This is a genomic window from Marinobacter salsuginis (genome assembly GCF_009617755.1).
In the GTDB taxonomy this organism is placed as follows: Bacteria; Pseudomonadota; Gammaproteobacteria; order Pseudomonadales; family Oleiphilaceae; genus Marinobacter; species Marinobacter salsuginis.
Genome location: NZ_BGZH01000001.1, coordinates 882,736 through 902,143, shown reverse-complemented (window position 1 = coordinate 902,143; position 19,408 = coordinate 882,736). Strand labels below are relative to the sequence as shown.

Annotated in this window: 22 protein-coding genes; 10 read left to right on the top strand and 12 right to left on the bottom strand. The window is 57.7% G+C overall.

The features are described 5' to 3' along the window. Window positions 1-34 precede the first annotated feature (34 nt). The 3 genes from GJU83_RS04100 to GJU83_RS04090 all read left to right on the top strand — a co-directional run bounded on the left by GJU83_RS04100 (window position 35) and on the right by GJU83_RS04090 (window position 2,493). Window positions 35-790: an AzlC family ABC transporter permease gene (locus GJU83_RS04100; RefSeq protein ID WP_069182937.1), complete on the top strand. Its 756-nt coding sequence runs from the start codon at window positions 35-37 to the stop codon at window positions 788-790. Beyond that, window positions 780-1,091 carry a branched-chain amino acid transport AzlD family protein gene (locus GJU83_RS04095; RefSeq protein WP_069182938.1) on the top strand — a complete coding sequence of 104 codons (312 nt, stop codon included), beginning with the start codon at window positions 780-782 and terminating at the stop codon, window positions 1,089-1,091. Before GJU83_RS04100 ends, GJU83_RS04095 begins: the two co-directional genes overlap by 11 nt. A gap of 88 nt (window positions 1,092-1,179) precedes the next feature. Then, window positions 1,180-2,493 (top strand): SPM autocatalytic domain-containing protein, encoded by a 1,314-nt coding sequence (locus GJU83_RS04090; protein ID WP_153633778.1) that lies wholly within the window; start codon window positions 1,180-1,182, stop codon window positions 2,491-2,493. 133 nt (window positions 2,494-2,626) lie between these two features. Here the strand turns inward: GJU83_RS04090 and GJU83_RS04085 are convergent, their stop codons facing one another. After that, on the bottom strand, window positions 2,627-3,397 hold the full coding sequence (locus tag GJU83_RS04085; RefSeq protein WP_153633777.1) for a DUF3750 domain-containing protein: 771 nt from the start codon (window positions 3,395-3,397) through the stop codon (window positions 2,627-2,629). Window positions 3,398-3,590: 193 nt separating this feature from the next. Here GJU83_RS04085 and GJU83_RS04080 point away from each other — a divergent pair, with 193 nt between their 5' ends. Continuing rightward, window positions 3,591-3,806 (top strand): dodecin, encoded by a 216-nt coding sequence (locus GJU83_RS04080; RefSeq protein WP_069182941.1) that lies wholly within the window; start codon window positions 3,591-3,593, stop codon window positions 3,804-3,806. A 13-nt stretch (window positions 3,807-3,819) separates the two neighbouring features. Here the strand turns inward: GJU83_RS04080 and GJU83_RS04075 are convergent, their stop codons facing one another. Together GJU83_RS04075 and GJU83_RS04070 are read right to left on the bottom strand one after the other, a co-directional pair. Then, window positions 3,820-4,485 carry a hypothetical protein gene (locus GJU83_RS04075; RefSeq protein ID WP_069182942.1) on the bottom strand — a complete coding sequence of 222 codons (666 nt, stop codon included), beginning with the start codon at window positions 4,483-4,485 and terminating at the stop codon, window positions 3,820-3,822. 48 nt (window positions 4,486-4,533) lie between these two features. Further along, window positions 4,534-5,700 carry a GNAT family N-acetyltransferase gene (locus GJU83_RS04070; RefSeq protein ID WP_069182943.1) on the bottom strand — a complete coding sequence of 389 codons (1,167 nt, stop codon included), beginning with the start codon at window positions 5,698-5,700 and terminating at the stop codon, window positions 4,534-4,536. A gap of 197 nt (window positions 5,701-5,897) precedes the next feature. Between GJU83_RS04070 and GJU83_RS04065 the strand changes: the two genes are divergently transcribed. Continuing rightward, window positions 5,898-6,584, top strand: coding sequence for a response regulator transcription factor (locus GJU83_RS04065; protein WP_069182944.1), 687 nt, complete (start codon window positions 5,898-5,900; stop codon window positions 6,582-6,584). Next, window positions 6,581-7,903 carry a sensor histidine kinase gene (locus tag GJU83_RS04060; protein ID WP_153633776.1) on the top strand — a complete coding sequence of 441 codons (1,323 nt, stop codon included), beginning with the start codon at window positions 6,581-6,583 and terminating at the stop codon, window positions 7,901-7,903. The genes GJU83_RS04065 and GJU83_RS04060 overlap by 4 nt, the downstream gene beginning before the upstream one ends. Here the strand turns inward: GJU83_RS04060 and GJU83_RS04055 are convergent. Further along, the gene (locus tag GJU83_RS04055; RefSeq protein ID WP_083231763.1) at window positions 7,859-8,059 is read right to left on the bottom strand and encodes a hypothetical protein; all 201 of its coding nucleotides are present in this window, start codon (window positions 8,057-8,059) and stop codon (window positions 7,859-7,861) included. The genes GJU83_RS04060 and GJU83_RS04055 overlap by 45 nt on opposite strands. Before the next feature lie 12 nt (window positions 8,060-8,071). On the opposite strand from GJU83_RS04055, the gene GJU83_RS04050 reads away from it, so the two are divergent. The 4 genes from GJU83_RS04050 (at window position 8,072) to GJU83_RS04035 (ending at window position 11,076) form a co-directional block, all read left to right on the top strand. Continuing rightward, window positions 8,072-8,677 carry a YigZ family protein gene (locus GJU83_RS04050; protein WP_153633775.1) on the top strand — a complete coding sequence of 202 codons (606 nt, stop codon included), beginning with the start codon at window positions 8,072-8,074 and terminating at the stop codon, window positions 8,675-8,677. Between the two features lie 81 nt (window positions 8,678-8,758). Next, window positions 8,759-9,286 (top strand): DUF4136 domain-containing protein, encoded by a 528-nt coding sequence (locus GJU83_RS04045; protein ID WP_174805033.1) that lies wholly within the window; start codon window positions 8,759-8,761, stop codon window positions 9,284-9,286. Between the two features lie 35 nt (window positions 9,287-9,321). Then, window positions 9,322-9,678, top strand: coding sequence for a translation initiation factor Sui1 (locus GJU83_RS04040; RefSeq protein ID WP_153633774.1), 357 nt, complete (start codon window positions 9,322-9,324; stop codon window positions 9,676-9,678). Window positions 9,679-9,822: 144 nt separating this feature from the next. Continuing rightward, on the top strand, window positions 9,823-11,076 hold the full coding sequence (locus tag GJU83_RS04035; RefSeq protein WP_153633773.1) for a D-amino acid dehydrogenase: 1,254 nt from the start codon (window positions 9,823-9,825) through the stop codon (window positions 11,074-11,076). Window positions 11,077-11,136: 60 nt separating this feature from the next. On the opposite strand, the gene GJU83_RS04030 is transcribed toward GJU83_RS04035, so the two are convergent. From GJU83_RS04030 to GJU83_RS03995, 8 genes are all read right to left on the bottom strand, one after another. Next, the gene (locus GJU83_RS04030; RefSeq protein WP_153633772.1) at window positions 11,137-12,780 is read right to left on the bottom strand and encodes a fatty acid--CoA ligase; all 1,644 of its coding nucleotides are present in this window, start codon (window positions 12,778-12,780) and stop codon (window positions 11,137-11,139) included. Between the two features lie 204 nt (window positions 12,781-12,984). Beyond that, the gene (gene ppnP / locus GJU83_RS04025; protein ID WP_069182951.1) at window positions 12,985-13,266 is read right to left on the bottom strand and encodes a pyrimidine/purine nucleoside phosphorylase; all 282 of its coding nucleotides are present in this window, start codon (window positions 13,264-13,266) and stop codon (window positions 12,985-12,987) included. A 96-nt stretch (window positions 13,267-13,362) separates the two neighbouring features. Then, window positions 13,363-13,695, bottom strand: coding sequence for a Na+/H+ antiporter subunit G (locus GJU83_RS04020; protein WP_069182952.1), 333 nt, complete (start codon window positions 13,693-13,695; stop codon window positions 13,363-13,365). A gap of 39 nt (window positions 13,696-13,734) precedes the next feature. After that, a complete protein-coding gene (locus tag GJU83_RS04015) occupies window positions 13,735-14,004 on the bottom strand; it encodes a K+/H+ antiporter subunit F (protein ID WP_069182953.1) in 270 nt (89 codons plus the stop codon). Then, on the bottom strand, window positions 14,001-14,489 hold the full coding sequence (locus GJU83_RS04010; RefSeq protein WP_069182954.1) for a Na+/H+ antiporter subunit E: 489 nt from the start codon (window positions 14,487-14,489) through the stop codon (window positions 14,001-14,003). The genes GJU83_RS04015 and GJU83_RS04010 overlap by 4 nt, the downstream gene beginning before the upstream one ends. Continuing rightward, on the bottom strand, window positions 14,489-16,006 hold the full coding sequence (locus GJU83_RS04005) for a monovalent cation/H+ antiporter subunit D (RefSeq protein WP_153633771.1): 1,518 nt from the start codon (window positions 16,004-16,006) through the stop codon (window positions 14,489-14,491). The genes GJU83_RS04010 and GJU83_RS04005 overlap by 1 nt, the downstream gene beginning before the upstream one ends. After that, entirely contained in the window at window positions 16,003-16,371 is a 369-nt protein-coding gene (locus GJU83_RS04000; RefSeq protein WP_069182956.1) for a Na+/H+ antiporter subunit C, read from the bottom strand. The genes GJU83_RS04005 and GJU83_RS04000 overlap by 4 nt, the downstream gene beginning before the upstream one ends. Next, window positions 16,371-19,172 carry a monovalent cation/H+ antiporter subunit A gene (locus tag GJU83_RS03995; RefSeq protein WP_153633770.1) on the bottom strand — a complete coding sequence of 934 codons (2,802 nt, stop codon included), beginning with the start codon at window positions 19,170-19,172 and terminating at the stop codon, window positions 16,371-16,373. The genes GJU83_RS04000 and GJU83_RS03995 overlap by 1 nt, the downstream gene beginning before the upstream one ends. Window positions 19,173-19,408: the final 236 nt, after the last annotated feature.

Below are 19,408 nucleotides of genomic sequence, written 5' to 3'. Positions count from 1 at the left end.
ACGCGTTTCGGGGAAACTGGCCTAGTTTCCCCTGATGTCTGTCGCTTCCTATTCTTATCAGCTTCAGCCGGCCCGGGTACGGGTGGAGTTTTTCCGGCTACTTCCCATCTCCTTGTTTGTGGTGGCGTTCGGCGCTGCCTTTGGGTTGGCCGCTACCCAGAAAGGTCTTGAACCACTCCAGGCCGTGCTGATGAGTGCCACGGTCTTTGCCGGGGCCTCCCAGTTTGCCGCCGTCGATATGTGGGGCGCTGAAGTCTCTGTCCTCCCAATGATTGCCGTGGTCTTCGCCATTAACTCCCGCCACCTGCTGATGGGCGCTTCCCTGTACCCGATGCTCCGAGATGTATCGCCTGGCAAGCGCTACGGCCTTTTGCTGCTGCTGACAGACGCCAACTGGGCGGTTTCTGCCCAGGAGTATCAGAGCGGTCGGCGTAATCTGGAAGTCATTCTGGGAGGCGGCCTGGCTTTGTGGCTGGCCTGGATCATCGGAACGGGCCTTGGCGTTTATTTCGGCGGCCTGTTGCAGAATCCCAAATCCCTTGGGCTGGATATGGTGCTGGGCTGCTTCCTGCTGGCCATGGCCCTGGGCGGCAAGAAATCACCCAGGGTGCTCGTGGCCTGGACAGTGGCCGCGCTGGCATCACTGGCTGCCTGGAAGTGGCTGCCGCCCAATACCCATGTGGTGGTGGGTGCGCTTGCAGGGGGCGCGATCGGGTTTTTCTGGTTGGAGCAAAAACCTGCAGACACCCAGCGACAGCCGGATATTGAGGAGGCGAGTGATGGCCATTGAAACCACCACGGCCGGTATACTCCTGCTGATCGCGATCATGACAGTGGTCACGCTGGCGACCCGTTTCGGCGGCGTATTTATCATGTCCTTTGTAAAGATCAACCCTCGCATCGAGAGCTTCATCAACACCATGGCCAGCTCCGTGCTGATCGCCATTATCGTTCCCATGGCGTTCAGTGGTGACCTCGGGGCAGTCGCTGCTCTGGTGGTCACAGCGGTGATCATGCTGGCTCTTCGCAAACCCCTGCCAGCCATTGCAGCGGGGATTGCGGCTGCTGGACTCGTCCGCTATCTGGCGTAACTTCCCGAATCTGAAGTGATTAAAAACTGCTCAAGTATCGACGCTCGCGGCCGATACACCTGTGTAGTGAATACAGGTACCCGAAGCCATGATTTCCTCCAGTCAGATTTCGCTTTTCCAGGACAGTTCCCGCCAGGTATCGGCTTTCGACAGCACCCAGCTGCGCATCAACCGGCAAGCGCCAGCGCCCCGGGCTAATGAAAATGCGGTGGGCTCTGAACTGACGCTCATGCGCCAGGCTGCCTACCGTTACAGCAGCCAGGAGCAGCTCGCGTTCAGTGGAAGCAGCACCGTGACGGGTGACGGTCAGCAGAGCGTTTTCACCAGTGCAAAGCTGGCCGAGAAAACCTCAGAGCTGTTCCTGATGGGCCAGCAGGCGCTGAGCGTAAGCCGTGCGGCTCTGGGCGGTGATGCTGGCGTCGAGGGTCGTGGCAGCCTTTCGGTTTCCGCCGGGCGCTACATGTTCTACTCGGAGAGCGAATCCAGAAGCTTTGCCTCTACCGGCACCATCAGCCTGGAGAATGGCGAAACCATTGATTTCACGCTCTCCCTGCGGCAGTCGCAGTCTCGCACTTACGAGTATTCCGAGCTGGTCCAGATCCAGGAACGGCCGCTCACCGATCCTCTGGTGATTAACTTTGGCAATGCCACCGCGCGCCTGACCGACACGCTGTTCGAATTCGATCTGAACGGCGACGGAGAAACCGGCCAGTTCGCCACCCTGGGCAGTGGCAGCGGCTATCTGGTGCTGGATCGCAACGGCAACGGCAAGGTGGACGATGGCACTGAATTGTTTGGCCCCCAGAGCGGCTCCGGCTTCAGTGAGCTGGCTCGATTCGATGACGATGGCAACCGCTGGATTGATGCCAATGATGAGATCTTCAAATCGCTGTCCGTTTGGGTTCAGACCGCCGATGGTTCAGAGGCTCTGAGGTCCCTGGAGGAGGTAGGCGTTCAGGCCCTCTACGTGGATAGCGTGGACGACCGATTCACTCTGGCGAACAGTCAGGGCGTGCCCCTGGGCCAGATCAAGGGTTCCGGTATTTACCTGACGACCGACGGCGAAGTCCGCACCCTGGAAGAAATCGATCTTGCAGAGCAGAATACCGCCGACGCGCCGGCCGCGGAGACCGTACTGAGCTCTGACCGCGGCTCACCAGATCGCGGCGGTAACGGCCTGGTTGAGGCTCGGGTGGAGGCTATCCGCTCGGCACTGGAGAAGCTGAACGAAATCCGCGAAAAGCAAAAAGCGTTTATCGAAGAGTCCAAAGACGCGGGCAAGCCCGAATCACCGCTTGATGACTACCTGAAGCTCATCGATAAAATGCGGCTGGAAATGCTGAACAGCCAGGATGAGAAGAAGCAGGCTGCGAGTCGGTATCTGGAGTTTGCCAGCCTATGACTTCCGGATCTGGAGTATGAAACAGGCGGGCAGGGGTTCCCAAAAAACGCTGTAAATACTTCCCTGTACGCTTGGCTCCGCCATCCCTGGCTCCGCACATTTTTGGGAACCCCTGCCCGCCTGTTTCCCGTGCCTAGGGACTGACTTCTGGCATTGGGTTGGTATTTCTGAGTGCTAGTTCCCCAATGCCGGGTAGCTTGACTCCGAGTGCCATCGGGTTAATCCCGAAAGAAAGACCCAAAAGGTTCAGTTCCAGCCCTTCGCGGACACCTGCCAACACGCCAAAATACCCGCCCAGCGAAACCTGGTAACCAGCGCCACCCGGAACCTCTGCGAACACCCGATCGCCCAGGTAGTCCTTGCCAATAGCGTGGTTGGGCAAAGCGACATCAAGTCCAGGAACCTCCCGTATCACCCAGGCCACGAAGGTATTGCTGTTGGGGCCCGGCCAGGCTTCGTATTCGGTCGGGTAGGGGTAGGATTCCACTGCCCGGTAGATGTCGGGAATAAGCTTTTCTGCCTCTTCTCCGCGGATATCAGCATAGAGTTCCGGTTTCGCACCATACCAGTGCCTGTCCGGTTCACCCGGCCGGGAATCGACCACGTAGCTGCGCCAACCTGTAACTTCATGAACCCGGTAGTGGCTGGCGCCTTTTTCCTTGGTGGCTATCCAGGTATGGACTGCAAAGTAGCCTCGCCAGCTCCAGGCCCGAGCCCCGTAGACCTGGACGATGGCCTCGTCGGCCTGTTCGGGCAGGGGCGCAATGCGGGCGCTTTCCCGGGTGGCTGTCTGCCAGCTCTCCGCTCCCTGCAAGCTGCCGCTGGTGGCCAGCAGGATTGGGCCGGAAAGCAGCAGGAGCACCGCACCGACAAACCAGCTGGTGTATTTCAGAAATCGTTTCATGAATCCAATCCAGAACGTGAGGGTATCCGGGACTCGTCGGGGCTCAGAAAGTTCCGGATGGCGTTATTCATTGTAGTGAACAAATACGTCCTTCGTCTTGTTGCGGATGAGGACTGTGCCGGGCTGTAGTTTGCTGGCATCAGGCTTGTCTTCTAGGCTGAAAACTACAAGCTGAAATTTTAAGGAGGGTTCCATGTCTGACCATCATGTCTACAAAAAAGTGGAAATTGTCGGGTCTTCCAAGAAGAGCATTGAAGACGCCATCGAGAACGCACTGGAGGAGTGCGGCAAAAGTGTTCGCAACATGGAGTGGTTTGAGGTAACCGAAACCCGCGGCCATATCGTGGATGGCAAGGTCGGCCATTATCAGGTGGTTATGAAAGTAGGGTTTCGTATCGCTGACAGCTAAGGCTGGCGGGTCCTCAGCTGCTTCGAATGGTCCGGTGCCGGATAGACGAAACCAACTGGTTCATCAGTTCCCGGGCTTCGCCCTCATGCAGGCTGTGACATTTTTCCTGCAATACCCGGCGGTCGTGGTTGGATGAGGCGCTGGTGACGTCCTTGAGCAGATCCAGATACTGGCAGGCAGCCAGGTGGGCCTTTATTTCCGCATCGATCAGCCGGGTAACCAGTTCATCAACGGATTCGGTGCAGAACGGACGGTTCCGGTTCAACAGGTTGCGTGCCTCCAGGGCAGCATTGCGGGCTTCCAGTCTGAGTTCGCCGGCGGCCTCGCCCGCTTCAACCGCCCTCAGGAACATGCCTAGGCGTTCATGAAGATGCCATACCTGGGGCCATATCTTGCTGTAGGCTTCCACTTCTGTGTGATAACGGGCTTCTTCAACCGGCGAGCCTGACGCTCCGTTGCTGGCCTCCCCGGGACGATTGAACTGCGCGACTCTTATATCGTCCACTTCCCGCCATAGGGTGTCCGAGCGCTCACGCAGCGCTGTCAGTTGCTCCTGGTATCGGCGTCGTGCCCCTGAGCCCAAAAACAGGGCAATGAGCGCCAGGCCCAGCGCTCCGGCGGCAAGAAGGAGCGGCAGGCCACCTGCCGATACCGTGCTCCAAAATGGGTCTGCATCCATAATATCTGACCCCTGCACAAATCCTGTCTGGGTCTTTCAGTATAGAAGTTAATCCTGCGTCTGCTGTCGAAAGGGTAGGACAGATTGTGCCTCTTTGAAGTACCCGAGGACGTGTTCGGTTTCTTCGTGGGTGAAGTTTTCTATCGCCTCTCGGAAGCCGGGGTGAAGGATTCCGTGCCAGGAATGGGTAATCACCGGCTCAAAACCGCGCACCAGTTTATGCTCGCCCTGGGCGCCGGCGTCAATGTGGCTGAGGCCCAGCTCCATGGCCAGCTCGATGCCCTGGTAATAGCAGGTTTCGAAGTGCAGCTGGTTGTATTCGTCCAGGCACCCCCAGTAACGCCCGTACAGGGTGGTTTTGCCTGCCAGGAACAGCGCTCCGGCAATCATTTCACCTTCGCGCTGGGCGATCACGAGGTGCACATGTTCGGGTAACTGTTCCCGAAGCAGCTCAAAGAAGCGCTTGTTGAGGTACGGCCGCTGGCCCCGTTTCAGGTAGGTAGCCTGGTAAAACACATAGAAGGCAGACAGCACATGCTCGGGAATATCCCGGCCGTGGAAACGGGCAAAGGAAATGCCCTGTTCAGCAACCTGGCGACGCTCCTTGCGTATGGATTTTCGCTTGCGGGACGTCAGAGCTGCCAGGAAATCCTCGAAGTTCCCGTAACCGTGGTTGTGCCAGTGGAACTGGCATCCAATGCGGTGTAGCTCCTGGTCGTGCTGGAGCAGTTTCTGGTCCTCGCTGTCCGGAAAGAGAAGGTGCCAGGAGTGGGCGCCCAGTTTGTCGGTCAGCGTGTCCAGCAGATCATGAATCTGCTCGGGTGTCAGTTGTTCCCGCAGGTCCGGGGCCAGCAACAGTCGGGGCCCGGCAGAAGGCGTAAACGGGATGGCGATCAGCAATTTCGGATAGTACGCAAGGCCATGTCGCTGATAGGCATCGGCCCAGGCCCAATCGAAAACATATTCCCCCATGGAGTGGCTTTTCAGGAAAGCCGGTGCCAGGCCCACGATTTTGTCGTCCGACTTGAACACAAGGTGGCTGGGAGACCAACCGGTGGCTTCGGACGTGCAGCCGGAGGCTTCGAGAGCCTGGAAAAACTCGTAGCGAAGAAAAGGGTTGGTGCAGCCCGCCAGTCGTTCCCACTCTCGTGCGGGAATGTCGTTGATGCTGGCGCAGGTTTCCAGGGTAAGAGTCGCTTGTCCGGATTCTGGCATGGTGCGGGAAAACTCCTGTGTGTACCCGTTACCATACGTCAGAACATGGCTTTTGATCACCCTCGGCGGCCCTCCGGAACGTCGTCTGTGACTGTGTAAAGGTTCTGCAAAGCGGGCAGGGCCAGTCCGGCACCAGATCCCGAGCGTGTTAGACTTCATCCAGCTATGGTGGCCGGCACGACAGTTGGAGAGGCAAGATGCAGAACAGGGTGTTACTGGTCGAAGACGATGATGAATTACGGCAACTGCTCGCACGTTACCTGACCAATCAGGGGTTCACCGTTCGCGAGGCGGCAAACGGGCGGGACGGACTGGCCCTGGCGCTTGGCCAGGACTGCGATATTGTCGTGCTCGACATAATGTTGCCCGACATCAGTGGTCTTGAGGTGCTGCGGGAATTGAGGGCAGAGACGCATCTGCCGGTTGTGCTGCTGACTGCCCGAGGCGATGAAACCGATCGGATTGTGGGTTTTGAAGTCGGTGCTGATGATTACATTCCCAAGCCCTGCAACCCTCGCGAGCTGGTGGCCCGGCTGCAGGCGCTGTTGCGGCGGATTGCCTGGGACCAGAAAACCGAAGTCAATGCGGCGCGGACCTATGGCGATCTGAGAGTCGAGCCCGGCCATCGCCGGATTTATCAGAACGATGTAGCCATGGAACTGACCGCCACCGAATACGAGGTTCTCCAGGTCCTGCTGGCCCATGCCGGCAGCGTCGTACGCAAAACGGACCTGATGCAATGGGCCCTGGGACGCCGGCTCGAGGCATACGACCGAACCCTGGATATGCACATCAGTAACCTTCGCAAAAAGCTGGGCAACGACGATCCGCCCCGGATTGAGACCGTTCGGGGGCTGGGTTACAGCTATCGGGTGCCGGAATGAAGCAGCGGCCCATGTTCCCGCTGTTCTGGCGGATCTTCCTCTCCATCTGGCTGGCCATGGCGGTCACCGTGGTGGCCAGTAACCTGGCAACCAGAATGCTCCTGGATCGCGAACGGGAAGCGATCGAGCGGCAGGCAGGGCTCAGGGATCTGGCCGAGGAGGCAATCGCTATCCGTGAGGCTGGTGATCGAAGCGCTGCCTGGCGTTTTCTGAGGGACGAGGGCGAGCGTCTTGAACTGTTTCTGGTGCTGCTGGAGCAGGATGAAAATGATGGCAAGCTGCCTTCGTTCATTCGCGACCGAATGAAATCCGGCTGGTACCCGCAGAAACCGGCGGTTCTGGATGTGGGCGGTGATTACCGCCTGGTGGCCTGGCCGCGGGTGCAGGGCGCCGGCTGGCTCAACCCCAGGTTCTTCCGGGCTATCGAGCTGGGCCTGGCTCTATTGATGATTTCCCTGGCGTGCTGGTGGATTGCCCGCATGGTATCAAGACCGCTGCGGCATATGGAAACCACCGCCCGCGCGATTGCGGGAGGGGACAATTCACTCAGGGTCAGCGACAAGATCGCGCAACGCAGGGATGAGGTAGGGCAACTGGCAACAGCCTTCAATGCCATGACAGAGCAGCTTTGCAGTCTTCTGGATCGCCAGAAACACTTGCTTCGGGATATTTCCCACGATCTGCGAACGCCGCTCACCCGCCAGCGTATTGCCATTGAACTGGCGAACGAAGCCGGCGCAGACGAAGAGCTTATGGCGAGTATTCTGCGCCAGAACGAGCGGCTCGAAACCATGACCGGGCAGATACTGACGCTGTACCGGGTTACGGAGGCCGGCGGCAATATTGAGCGCGAGCCCCTCCGGCTGGTACATGTAGTCAATCAGGTGCTCACGGATGCGGCCGATTATGCCGAACACCAGGGGGTGGACTGCAAGCTCGTGGTGTCGCCTGAAAGCTCGCGGGCATCGGTATTGGGTGATGAGGGGCTTCTGCAGCGAGCAATCGACAACATCCTTCAAAACGCCCTGGATCACACACCACCAGGCAGAGCTGTTCACCTGGCCGTCACGGTGGCCGATGACTTGTTGAGTCTGACGGTTGATGATGAAGGGCCAGGCGTTGCGGATGAGATGATTGGTCAGCTTTTTGAGCCGTTCTTCCGGGCGGACAAGTCCCGCGGCGGCAAGGGATGGGGCCTGGGCCTGGCCATCGCCAGAGACATTGTTGCTGCCCACGATGGAGTGATCGCGGCAGCGGCGGGCGAGCATGGAGGGTTAAGGGTGACGCTTCGCCTTCCTGTGTTTTTCGGCGGTGGCTGATTCTGGCTCCGGATCGGAGGGCTTGAGTTTCTCCGCGCCGGAAAAGTCGATACCCTCCTGCAACTCGTCCTCGTCAAAGCGAATTCCGCACGCTGCTTTGCGTATTCTTGCGGGTTTGGCAGTGCCAGGGTTGTTGTATTCGTCTTCAGAGGCCATTGGTCGGTGTCCATGAAAAAAGATTACCCCGTTCCAGCAGGATACCTTGAGCGTGAAACGGAAGTGAAGAAAAGCCGGTTCATTGCCCGGGTAGCGCCCGTGAGTTCCCGGGAGGAGGTGAAAGACTGGCTGGAACAGGCACACCAGGACCACCCGGACGCCCGTCATATCTGCTGGGCCTACCAGATCGGCCGCCCTGGTTCTGCCGCTGAGGCCGCCATGAACGACGATGGCGAGCCCTCCGGAACCGCCGGGAAGCCGATTCTCAACGTGATTCAGCACAAGGATATGGGCGATGTCCTGGTGATGGTTATCCGGTACTTCGGCGGGATCAAGCTGGGTGCCGGCGGACTGGTGCGGGCCTATGCCGGGGCGGCAGAGAGCGTGCTGTCAGCGGTTGACCGGGTGGTGCAAACACCCATGACGGACGCGCTGGTTTCCCTGTCCTTCGCCGATGAGCAGCCCCTGCGACACTGGTGCGACGTTAACGGTGCATCGGTGGAGTCTGTTGATTATGGCGCGTCCGTTCGCGCCCGGGTGCTGGTTCCGGAGGACCAACTGGCAGCGTTCGGGGCTTTCTGCGATGCCCAGAAGCTGGATTACAGTTTTGAAAGGTGATGGATCCCGGGGGCATCGTACCGCGTCCGCTAAGCGTATACTGTTGAAAAAGCGAATTCTCAACCGAGGGCAGAAATCATGATGCGTTTTCTGATGTTGGCGCTTGTCACACTGGCCATGACCGGTTGCGCCAGCAATGTGGTGACCGACTACAACTCGTCTGTGGTTTTTGGGAATTATTCATCCTGGGCGTTTGCCAGTGGTACGAACGAGTCGTCATTCACCTCACTCGACGGCACACGGGTACGCAGTGCCGTTGAGAGGGAGCTGAATCGCAAAGCGTTGCGACAGGTGCCTGAGGCGGAAGCGGATTTGCTTGTAAGCTGGCAGATTGTGCCGGAAGAGAGGCTCGAACAGACTGGCCTGGGCCTCGGGTTTGGCTTTGGTAGCGGAAATTTCGGCTGGGCCTTGTCCGCGCCGCCACCGGTGCGTGAAATTGAAGAGGGCAAGCTGGTGGTCGAACTGGCGGACAGCAAGTCGAAGGAAGTTGTCTGGCGTGCAGCCAGTCGCCGCTACCTCAATGAAAACCAGTCACCCGAGACCCGCAGGGAGCTGATCGACGAGGTCGTGGCTGAAATGTTTACCAAGTATCCCCCCGGTCTTGATTAAAAGACCGGGCAAGACCGGAATGGCACGGAGACGGAATGAAGAAGCGATCTGAGGGCGGCCTGGTTTTCTCGACAGAACAGGGGCGCATGTGCCCCGATTGCCGTAACCCGGTGAACGAGTGCACCTGCGCTGCAGCGTCGCGGCCGGCCGGCGACGGCATTGTCCGGGTGAGCCGGGAAACCAAGGGCCGCAAAGGCAAGGGTGTCACCCTGATTACCGGCATTCCACTGGATGACAAGGAACTGAAGGCTTACGCCAAGGTGTTGAAAGCCAAATGCGGCACCGGTGGTACGGTAAAAGACGGCGTAGTCGAGATTCAGGGCGACCAGCGGGACCTCCTGGTTCCACTTCTCGAACAGAAAGGGTGGATCGTCAAGCGCGCCGGTGGCTGATGGTATAACACGCAATTCCCTTATGCTCACGTTACAATAGACCCTGCGAAGAACGAATCCCGAGTTTCACATCAACCGGAATCTGGCCGAAAATCCCCGGGAATATCCTGTGGGATGGCGGTTTCCGTTCGACCGGAGGCGAGCATGCATATACTGGTTTTGGGCGCAGGCGTTGTGGGCATTACCACAGCCTGGTATCTGCAGAAGCAGGGGCACCAGGTAACCGTGGTTGATCGCCAGAACCAGCCCGGCGTGGAGACCAGTTATGCCAACGGGGGGCAGATCTCGGTCTCCCATGCCGAACCCTGGGCCAATCCATCAGCGCCCCTGAAGGTGTTGAAATGGCTCACCAAGCCGGATGCGCCTCTGCTGTTCCGGCCAACGCTGGATCCCAGCCAGTGGCGCTGGGCGCTTTCCTTCCTGGGGCAATGCACGTCGGCCAGGGCCGCTCACAATATCCGCCAGATGGTGAACCTTGGCACCTACAGCCGTAGCCAGTTGCAGGCTCTTCGCAAGGAGGCCGGTATAGAGTACAACCACCTCGAGAAGGGTATCCTGCATTTCTACACCAATCCGGCCGAATTTGACGGTGCCATCGAGCCTACCCGAATCATGCAGGATCTTGGCTGTGACCGGCAGATCATCGACGCTGACCGCGCAGTTGAACTGGAGCCGGCACTCAAACCGATCCAGGACCGGATCGCGGGTGCAACCTACACCTCTGAAGATGAGTCCGGTGATGCCCGGATGTTTACCCAGAACCTGGCAAAACGCTGCGCCGAGGCGGGAGTAGAGTTCCGGTACGGCACTGAAATTCTTGCGTTCGAGCGTGCCGGTGAACGGGTGCTTGGCGTCCAGACCCTTCACGACGGCCACCATGAGACGCTCCGTGCAGACGCCTACGTGCTGAGCATGGGGAGTTTCAGTGCGGCACTCGCCCGGCAGCTGGGCATTTTCCTGAACATCTATCCGGCCAAGGGTTATTCGATTACCGTGCCGGTGAAAAACGAAGAGGCGGCGTTCCAGGTCAGCCTGACCGACGATGAGTACAAGCTGGTATTCTCACGCCTGGGCGATCGCATGCGTGTGGCAGGCACGGCAGAACTCAGTGGCTACAGCCGGAAACTGAATTACACCCGTTGTCGCGCCATCGTCCGGCGCACTGCGGAAGTTATGCCAGAGGCGGGCTACTGGGACCAGGCCGAATTCTGGACCGGTCTGCGGCCGGCAACTCCCTCCAATGTGCCCTACATCGGAAAGAGCCACTTTGCCAACCTCTACCTGAACACCGGGCACGGCACCCTGGGGTGGACCCATTCCTGTGGCTCCGCCGCCGCGCTTGCGGACATTATTGACGGCCGTAAGCCTGAGGTGGATTTTACGTTTTCCGGGCTATAGAAATGAAAAGGGGCCAGATGAAAGCCTTCATCTGGCCCCAGTCTTCAGCGTTCGGCCGGTTTACTGCAACTGATCCCGAATCAGCTTCTTGTTGATCTTGCCAACACTGGTCTTCGGAATATCCTCGACAAAATCAATATGCTCGGGGATTGCCCATTTATTGATCTCGCCACTCTCCACAAACTGCTTCAGGTGGTTCTGGATATCCTCGACACTGGCTTGTTCACCTTGCTTGAGGGTAACCAGAGCGTGAGGACGCTCGCCCCATTTTTCATCGGGCACACCCACCACGGCAGCGCCGGCGACGGCCGGATGCTGGCTGATCAGGTTTTCAAGGTCCAGTGACGACAGCCACTCACCACCGGTCTTGATCACATCCTTGATGCGATCCTTGATGGTGATGGTGTTGTCGGGCTCCATGGAAGCAACGTCGCCGGTGTGTAGCCAGCCGCCTTCCCAGAGCTGTTCGCCTTTCTCGGGCTCTTTGAAGTAGCCCTGGGTCAACCAGGGGGCGCGTGCCACGATTTCACCCTTCGCCTCGCCGTCGTGGTGTACCGGGTTGCCCTCAGGATCCACGATTTCCAGTTCAACCATGGGCGTTGCAATACCGGTCTTCACGCGTTTTGCGGTTTGCTCCTCAAGAGGCAACTCCAGGTCTTCCGGCTTCAGGTGGGAAGCGCACAGCAGCGGGCAGGTCTCGGACATGCCGTAGGCGGTGAACATCTTGATGCCAAGCTTGGCCCCGGCATCGCACAGACCTTTAGTCAGCGCGCTGCCGCCGATCAGCACGTGCCAGTTACTCAAATCGGCGGTCTTGATGGACTCTGTGCCCATCATCATCTGCATGATGGTGGGCACGCAGTGGGAGAAGGTGACTTTATGCTCTTTGATAAGGTCGACGAGCAACTCCGGCTCGTAGCGACCGGGGTAAACCTGCTTGATGCCCATCATGGTGGCGGCATAGGGAACACCCCAGGCGTGCACGTGGAACATCGGGGTGACCGGCATGTAAACCGACGAGGAGCGCATCAGCGGCATCTCATCGAACGACGCTACGGTGCCTGTCATTGCGAGCGTATGTAGTACCAGCTGTCGGTGGCTGAAGTAGACACCCTTGGGATTGCCGGTAGTGCCCGTGGTGTAGAAGGTGGTTGCGACACTGTTTTCGTCGAAATCGGGGAAGTCGAATTTGTTATCCGCCTTGGCCAGCAGACTCTCATACTCGCCGATGGTTTCAACCGGTGCCTGTTTCGCTGCATCGTCGTCGGTGAGCTGAATCCAGGTCTTGACCGTTTTGATCTCGCCCTTGACCGCGTCAATGATCGGGAGGAAGTCGTCGTGTACCAGTACCACGTCGTCTTCGGCGTGGTTCATGGTGTAGACAATCTGATCCGGAGACAGCCGGATGTTGACCGTGTGCAGAATCGCCCCAATCATCGGAATGGCAAAGAAACACTCGAGGTACCGGGGCGTATCCCAGTCCATCACTGCAACGGTATCACCCGGCTTCACGCCGGCATCGGTCAGTGCGTTGGCCAGGCGGTGGATGCGCTCAACCAGATCTGTGTAGGTGTACTTGCTGCGGTTGGAGTAGACAATTTCCTGGTCCGGGTTATACCTGGGGCCGGACAGCAGGAGTCGTTTGATCAGCAGCGGGTACTCGTAGGCGTTTTCAGCCGGGGGCAGAATGCGGGTCTGTGCCATTACCTGTTTCCTCTTTCCCAGTTGTTGGTGTTATCGCGAGAAACAGGAATAAATCTGACACAGTTTGGCTGAAACAGGAACCGGTAACAGTGAAAAAATGCAGAGCGAACGGTGGCTTAGATGCAAATCCCGTTTCGCTCTGCGGACACGTCTGTCAGCGTTGGCGTGATAATCAGAGGTGTCGAATCACGCGCAGGTGCGCACTTACTCGTAGGTGCAAAGATAGGCGGTATCGATATCGGTCTTGGCCTTGAAACTGGCCTGGCCCGCGACATCGAAACTTTCGCCCGCACCATAGGTCATCCACTCGTCCATGCCCGGCAGCAAGACGGTCAGAGCGCCACTGATGACGGTCATGGTTTCTTTCTTGCTGGTGCCGAACTCATACTCGCCGGGGCTGATGACGCCGACCGTGGCAGGTAGGGTAGAGGTCTGGAAGGCGATGGATTTTGCCTTGCCATCGAAATATTCATTTACTTTCAGCATGTGCTGGGCTCCTCGAATAAGTTTGGGAGCCTACTATACGGCAATTTTCTTGAACTCCAATGACAAAATGCTGATCAGGATGCTCGATCAGGGTTTTCACTGGTCCCAGGGGTTACCCTCGGTATTTTCCATGGTTTTGACGCCGATATGCATCGCTGCCTTGGCCAGAATGTTTGCACTTACCGGGGCGGTCATCAGCAGAAACACAGTGATAAGGATTTCTGAGATACCGATTCCTGCGCCATTGGCACTGAAATAAAACACGGAGCTCAGCATGATCGCGCCAACGCCCACTGTTGTGGCTTTTGTTGGGCCATGCAGGCGGGTGAAGAAATCCGGAAGTCTGGCAAGACCTATGGCGCCTATCAGCGTAAAAGCGCCACCCAGTAGCAGCAGCGCTGATATGAGGTATTCCGCAACCAGGCTCATCGTGACATTTCTCCTGCAGGTGAAGGATAGAAAACGGGACTATTCAATGACACTGCCTCGCTTGAGATACTTGGCCATGGCAACGGTCCCGACAAAGCCCATTACCGCGATCAGCAGAGCTGCTTCCAGGTACATGCGGGTACCCAGGGTGATGCCGAGGAGGATGATCAGAGCGATGGCGTTGATGTAAAGCGTGTCCAGTGCCAGAACACGATCTGGAGCATCGGGTCCCTTGATCAGCCGGTAGACGTTGAGCAATGCGGCCAGAGTCACCATGGCGATCGTGATGTAGAGAGCGGCTGTCATCATTGGAACATCTCCATCAGTGGCTTCTCATAGCGCTTGTGAATGGCGTCAATGACCTCCTGATCGCTGCCAGCATCCAGAGTATGGATCAGCAATGTTTTCTGGTCATCACTGACATCGGCAGATACGGTGCCCGGCGTCAGGGAAATCGTGCTGGCGAGAATTGAAATGGCCAGCGGATGCTCAAGCTGAAGCGGGTAACAGACGAAGATTGGCCTTGGCTGGCGCGGGCTCAGAATCAGACGTGCCACAGAGAAACTGGCCACCACAATGTCTTTCAACACGATGGCCAGATAGGCAGGCATCTTCCAGGATTTAATAAATGCCGGTCGCTCAGGCCAGAATCCCTGGGTGATTTGGGGGATCAGCCAGGCGAGAATGATCCCCATCACAACGCTGGCTCCGGACACGCCATCACTCAGCAACTGCCAGGTCGTAAAAAGGATCAGGCTCAACCACGGTTGCGGAAAACTCAATCGATCAAGCATCAGTCATCCTCCCCGACCACGGGGGTCTGCAAGATGTTGATATAGGCATCGTTGTTAAAGAGTTGGGCCGCCGTCTCATCGGTGTAGCGTGTTATTGGCCCTGCCAGGACCACTATCGCAACCGCCAGGGCAGTCAGGGCGCCGGCTGCGACGGAAATCCGGCCGTTGAGGGGGTCAGGCTTTTCCAGATGGCCATCCACAGTCCGCCAGAAAACAATACTGCCCGCACGACTGTACGCGATAACGGTCAGGAAGCTGCCAATAAGCAGTACAGACCATAGCCAGGCCATTTCAGTTCCCGACTGAACGGATTGCAGAATCAGCAACTTGCCAAAGAATCCACTCAGTGGTGGTAGCCCTGCTGCGGCAACGGCTCCGACCAGGAACAGCACGCTCAGGAAGGTACGATTCTGCATTTTGGGGGCCGTAACGATGCGATCCTGAGCAGAGCCTCGTTGGTTGGCCACCAGTTCCGAGACGAGGAACAGGCCACCAACCGTCCAGGTTGTGCTCAGCAGATAGAAGAGGGCAGCGGACAGCCCGGCTTCGGAGCCGAGCGATATCGGAGCCAGTAATGTGCCCACGGAAATGATGACCTGCCATGCGATCAGGGTTTTCAGGCTGCCAGAACCCAGTGCTCCAACAACGCCCATGGCTAGGGTGGCCAGGGCAATCGGGAACAGCCAGTCCATACCAAGGTTTGCCAATTCGCCAGCATCGTCGCCGAAAATCAGCAAATACACGCGCAAAATCGCATAAATTCCAACCTTGGTCATGACTGCAAACAATGCGGCGACCGGAGCCGTGGCTTTTGAGTAGGCCCTGGGTAGCCAGAAGCACAGGGGCAGAATGGCTGCTTTCAGGCCGAAGACGACGAGAAGCATCATCCCTCCAGCCTTGACGATATTCACGTCCTCGCCCGAGACCTGGGGAATTTTTACTGCCAGATCGGCCATGTTCAGGGTGCCGGTGACACTGTAGATCATCCCGACACTGATGAGGAAAATGGCGGAACCGGCGAGATTCAGTACCACGTAGTGCAGGCCGGGGACGGTTCTGACGGTTCCCCCGCCGTGCATCAGCAAGCCGTAAGAGGCAATGAGTAACACCTCGAAGGCAACGAAAAGGTTAAATAGGTCACCGGTGAGGAAGGCAATGTTCAGGCCCATGATCTGGAACAGGAACAAGGCGTGGAACTGGCGGTTTCCTTCATCGGCCCCGCCAATGGCATAGATATGGCAAAACAGGGCCAGCACGGCTGTCATCACCAGCATCAGCGCAGCGAGGCGATCCAGTACCAGAACAATCCCGAAGGGCGGCTGCCAGTTGCCAAACGCATAGATCCGATAGCTGCCATCGTCTGCCAAAACCAAAAGCACGATCGCTGAGACCAGGATCAACACAGTTGTCGCCAGCGCCAGGGTGCGGCGCAGACTGATAGGCGCATAACCCATGAAAGCCTGAAGAATGCCACCAAGCAGCGGAATAAGAACAGGAGCGGTAAGCCAATGGTTCATTTACCGGTTACCTCCTCTTCTTCTTCCGGAGCAGGCGATTTGTAGGGCTGCTTGCCATCAACATGATCGTCATCGTTGTCTGCCAGGTTTCGCAGCGACAACACCACAACGAATGCCGTCATGGCGAAGCCAATCACGATAGCCGTCAGTACCAGCGCCTGTGGCAGTGGGTCTGAGTGGGTAGCTGCAGTGCCGAGCACTGGCTGCTGGCCCGTCGCCAGGCGACCGCTGGAAAACAGGAACAGGTTCACGCCGTAGGAAAGCATGGTCAGACCGACCACCACGGGGAAGGTGCGTGACCGCAGAATCAGATAAACGCCGGATGCCGTCAGGGCGCCAATAACCAGTGCGAAAACGAGCTCCATTACGCACCCTCCTTTTTACTCTTGATAGCCGAGTGGGGCGACAGCCGTCCAATACTCACCAGCGCAAGCAGAGTGGCTCCGATAACCGTCAGATAGACGCCGAGGTCAAAAACCAGGGCGGAAGCAACTTCGAATTTTCCTACTACCGGCCAGGTTATGTAGCCGAACGTGGACGTCAGGAATGGGTAACCGAAGGCAAAACTTCCGACGCCAGCAATCGTTGCGAACAGAAGGCCCAGACCAATTACATTGTGATAACGGAATGGAATCCGGTCCTGGGTCCAGATCATGCCACTGGCAATGTACTGGAGAATGAGCGCCACCGAGGTGATCAGGCCGGCGATGAACCCGCCGCCAGGCAGGTTGTGGCCTCGCAGGAAAATGAACACCGATACCATCAGAGCCAGTGGTAACATCGGGCGCGCAATCTGGCGAAGCATCAGCGGATAGGCATCCCGGGTCCATGCGTGTCCCTCGCCATCACTTGGGGGTGGTGTCAGGGCCGTGTTTTTGAGCATGGCGTAAATGCCGAGGGCGGCAATAGCCAACACGGCGATTTCCCCGAGGGTATCGAAGCCACGGAAGTCCACCAGAATTACGTTGACCACGTTGGTGCCACCGCCGCCGATTTTGCTGTTCTCCAGGAAAAACTCAGAAATTGAACTGAATGGCTGGGTCAGCATGGCGAGCGTGACCAGCGTCATACCGATACCTGCAGCTCCTGCGATAACCATGTCCCGCAAACGCCGTTTCATTGGGGTTTCTATTGGAGTCCAGGACGGCATGTAGAAAAGTGCGAGCATCAGAAGAACGATAGTCACAACCTCTACAGACAGCTGGGTCATGGCAAGATCCGGCGCCGAGAATCGGGCGAAGGCCAGGGCCACAATCAGGCCCACCACGCTAAGCAGAACCAGTGCATAAAAACGCTGCCGGTGCAGAGTAGCGGTTGCCAGGGCGCAAAGAATAAGGATGCCAGCCGCAATCGTCGTAGGTGCATCAATCGGACTCAATCCGTTCTGCCCGACGAAAATCCCCAAATCAAGAAGTGGCGCTGCGGCAACGGCAATAACACTGACGAAAAGCAGCAATGCGTATCGTTGAAGCGAACCGTTCTCGATACGCGTGGTAAACCTGTTGGCCAGGTCGACGACCCTCAGGACCACCGCTTCGAAGACAGCTTTTTCGTCAATTTCCTTGAATCGGGCGTGGAAATCGAAGAAACGCTGACGCTGACTGTACATGAGCAGGCCACCAAAGAAGGCGACGAAACTCATGAGCAATGGAAGGTTGAATCCATGGTAGACAGACAGGGTGTAATCCGGCACATCACCGCCAAGCGTGGCCGAGGCGGCAATATAGAGTAGCGGACCGACAGACACCGCCGGGAACACGCCTACCATGATGCACGCAAACACCAGGATCTCCACCGGGAATTTCATATAGCGCGGTGGTTCATGGGGTGGGTAGATCGGAAGATCCACCGGTTTGCCATTGAAGAACACATCGTGGACAAAACGCGCTGAATACGCCACTGCGAAAATCCCGGCCAGGGTCGCAACAATCGGGGGTAGCCAGGCTATAAGTCCCGGGAGATTCAGCTCCAGGGATTCGGCAAAGAACATTTCCTTGCTCAGGAAGCCGTTCAGCAGTGGTACACCGGCCATGGATGACGCCGCGACCATGGCCAGGGTGGCGGTGTGTGGCATGTAACGCCACAGCCCGTTGATGCGGCGCATATCCCGGGTACCGGTTTCATGGTCGATGATACCGGCAGCCATAAACAGGGAGGCTTTAAAGGTGGCGTGGTTGATGACATGGAAAACCGCCGCCACTGCAGCCAGCTGCGTACCCATCCCGAACAGCAGCGTGATCAAGCCCAGGTGGCTGACCGTTGAATGGGCCAGCAGGCCTTTGAGGTCATGCTTGAACATGGCGACATAGGCGCCAATGAGCAGGGTGGCCATGCCGGTAAAGCTGACCATGTAGAACCATTGCTCGGTGCCTGCCAGAGCCGGATAGAGCCGGGCCATCAGGAAGATGCCGGCTTTCACCATTGTGGCAGAGTGCAGGTAGGCCGATACCGGGGTAGGCGCCTGCATGGCATGGGGTAACCAGAAATGGAACGGAAATTGGGCCGATTTGGTGAACGCGCCCAGCAGAACCAGTGTCAGGGCGACCGGGTACATGGAATGGGCCTTGATCTGGTCACCGGCTGCCAGCACGTCATCGAGTTCGAAGCTGCCGACGATATTGCCAATGATCAGTATGCCGGCCAGTAGCGCTAGGCCACCGCCACCAGTGACCGCAAGGGCCATCCGGGCGCCGCGACGGGCGTCCTGCTTGTGTGTCCAGAAACTGATCAACAGGAACGAGGTCAGACTGGTCAGTTCCCAGAAGATCATCATCAGCAACAGGTTGCTGGAAAGCACGATGCCCAACATCGAGCCCTTGAAACAGAGCAGAAGGGCGTAGAACTTGCCGACGTTCTCGTGAGCTTTCAGGTAATAACGAGAGTAAAGAATGATCAGCAGCCCGATAATCAGGATCAGCAGGGCGAACAGCAGCGACAATCCATCCAGCCGGAAACTGAATGAGAGGCCCAGGGCAGGGAGCCATTCGTAGCTGTGCAGAACCACGCCGCCGTCAGCAAGGGTTTCCCAATGAGGGAATAGGGCTGCCAGAGCGATCAGTGCGGGTACTGAAGATGCAACGGCTATCGCCGTTCTGCCGCCCTGGGCGAACAGGGGTGCGGCTATGGCACCCAGAAAAGGCAGTAAAACAACCAGCGGTAGCGACATCGCAACCTCGTTATTGGTTTTCTTTTACGTGAGTATTGAAGGCATGTTTGCCAGAGTCTAGTCTCAGGCCGGCCACCCTGCACATTGGGCAAAGATGCCATTACGGCACAGGGGATGGCGTGGATCAGCTGAGACGAGGCGGATCCGGGAAGTACGGTAGACGTCCCCGGTGCCGCGCGATGTCAGCGGTAACAGGTGGGCGGGTAACTCTTGTGCAGCCGAAGGACCTTGCGGTC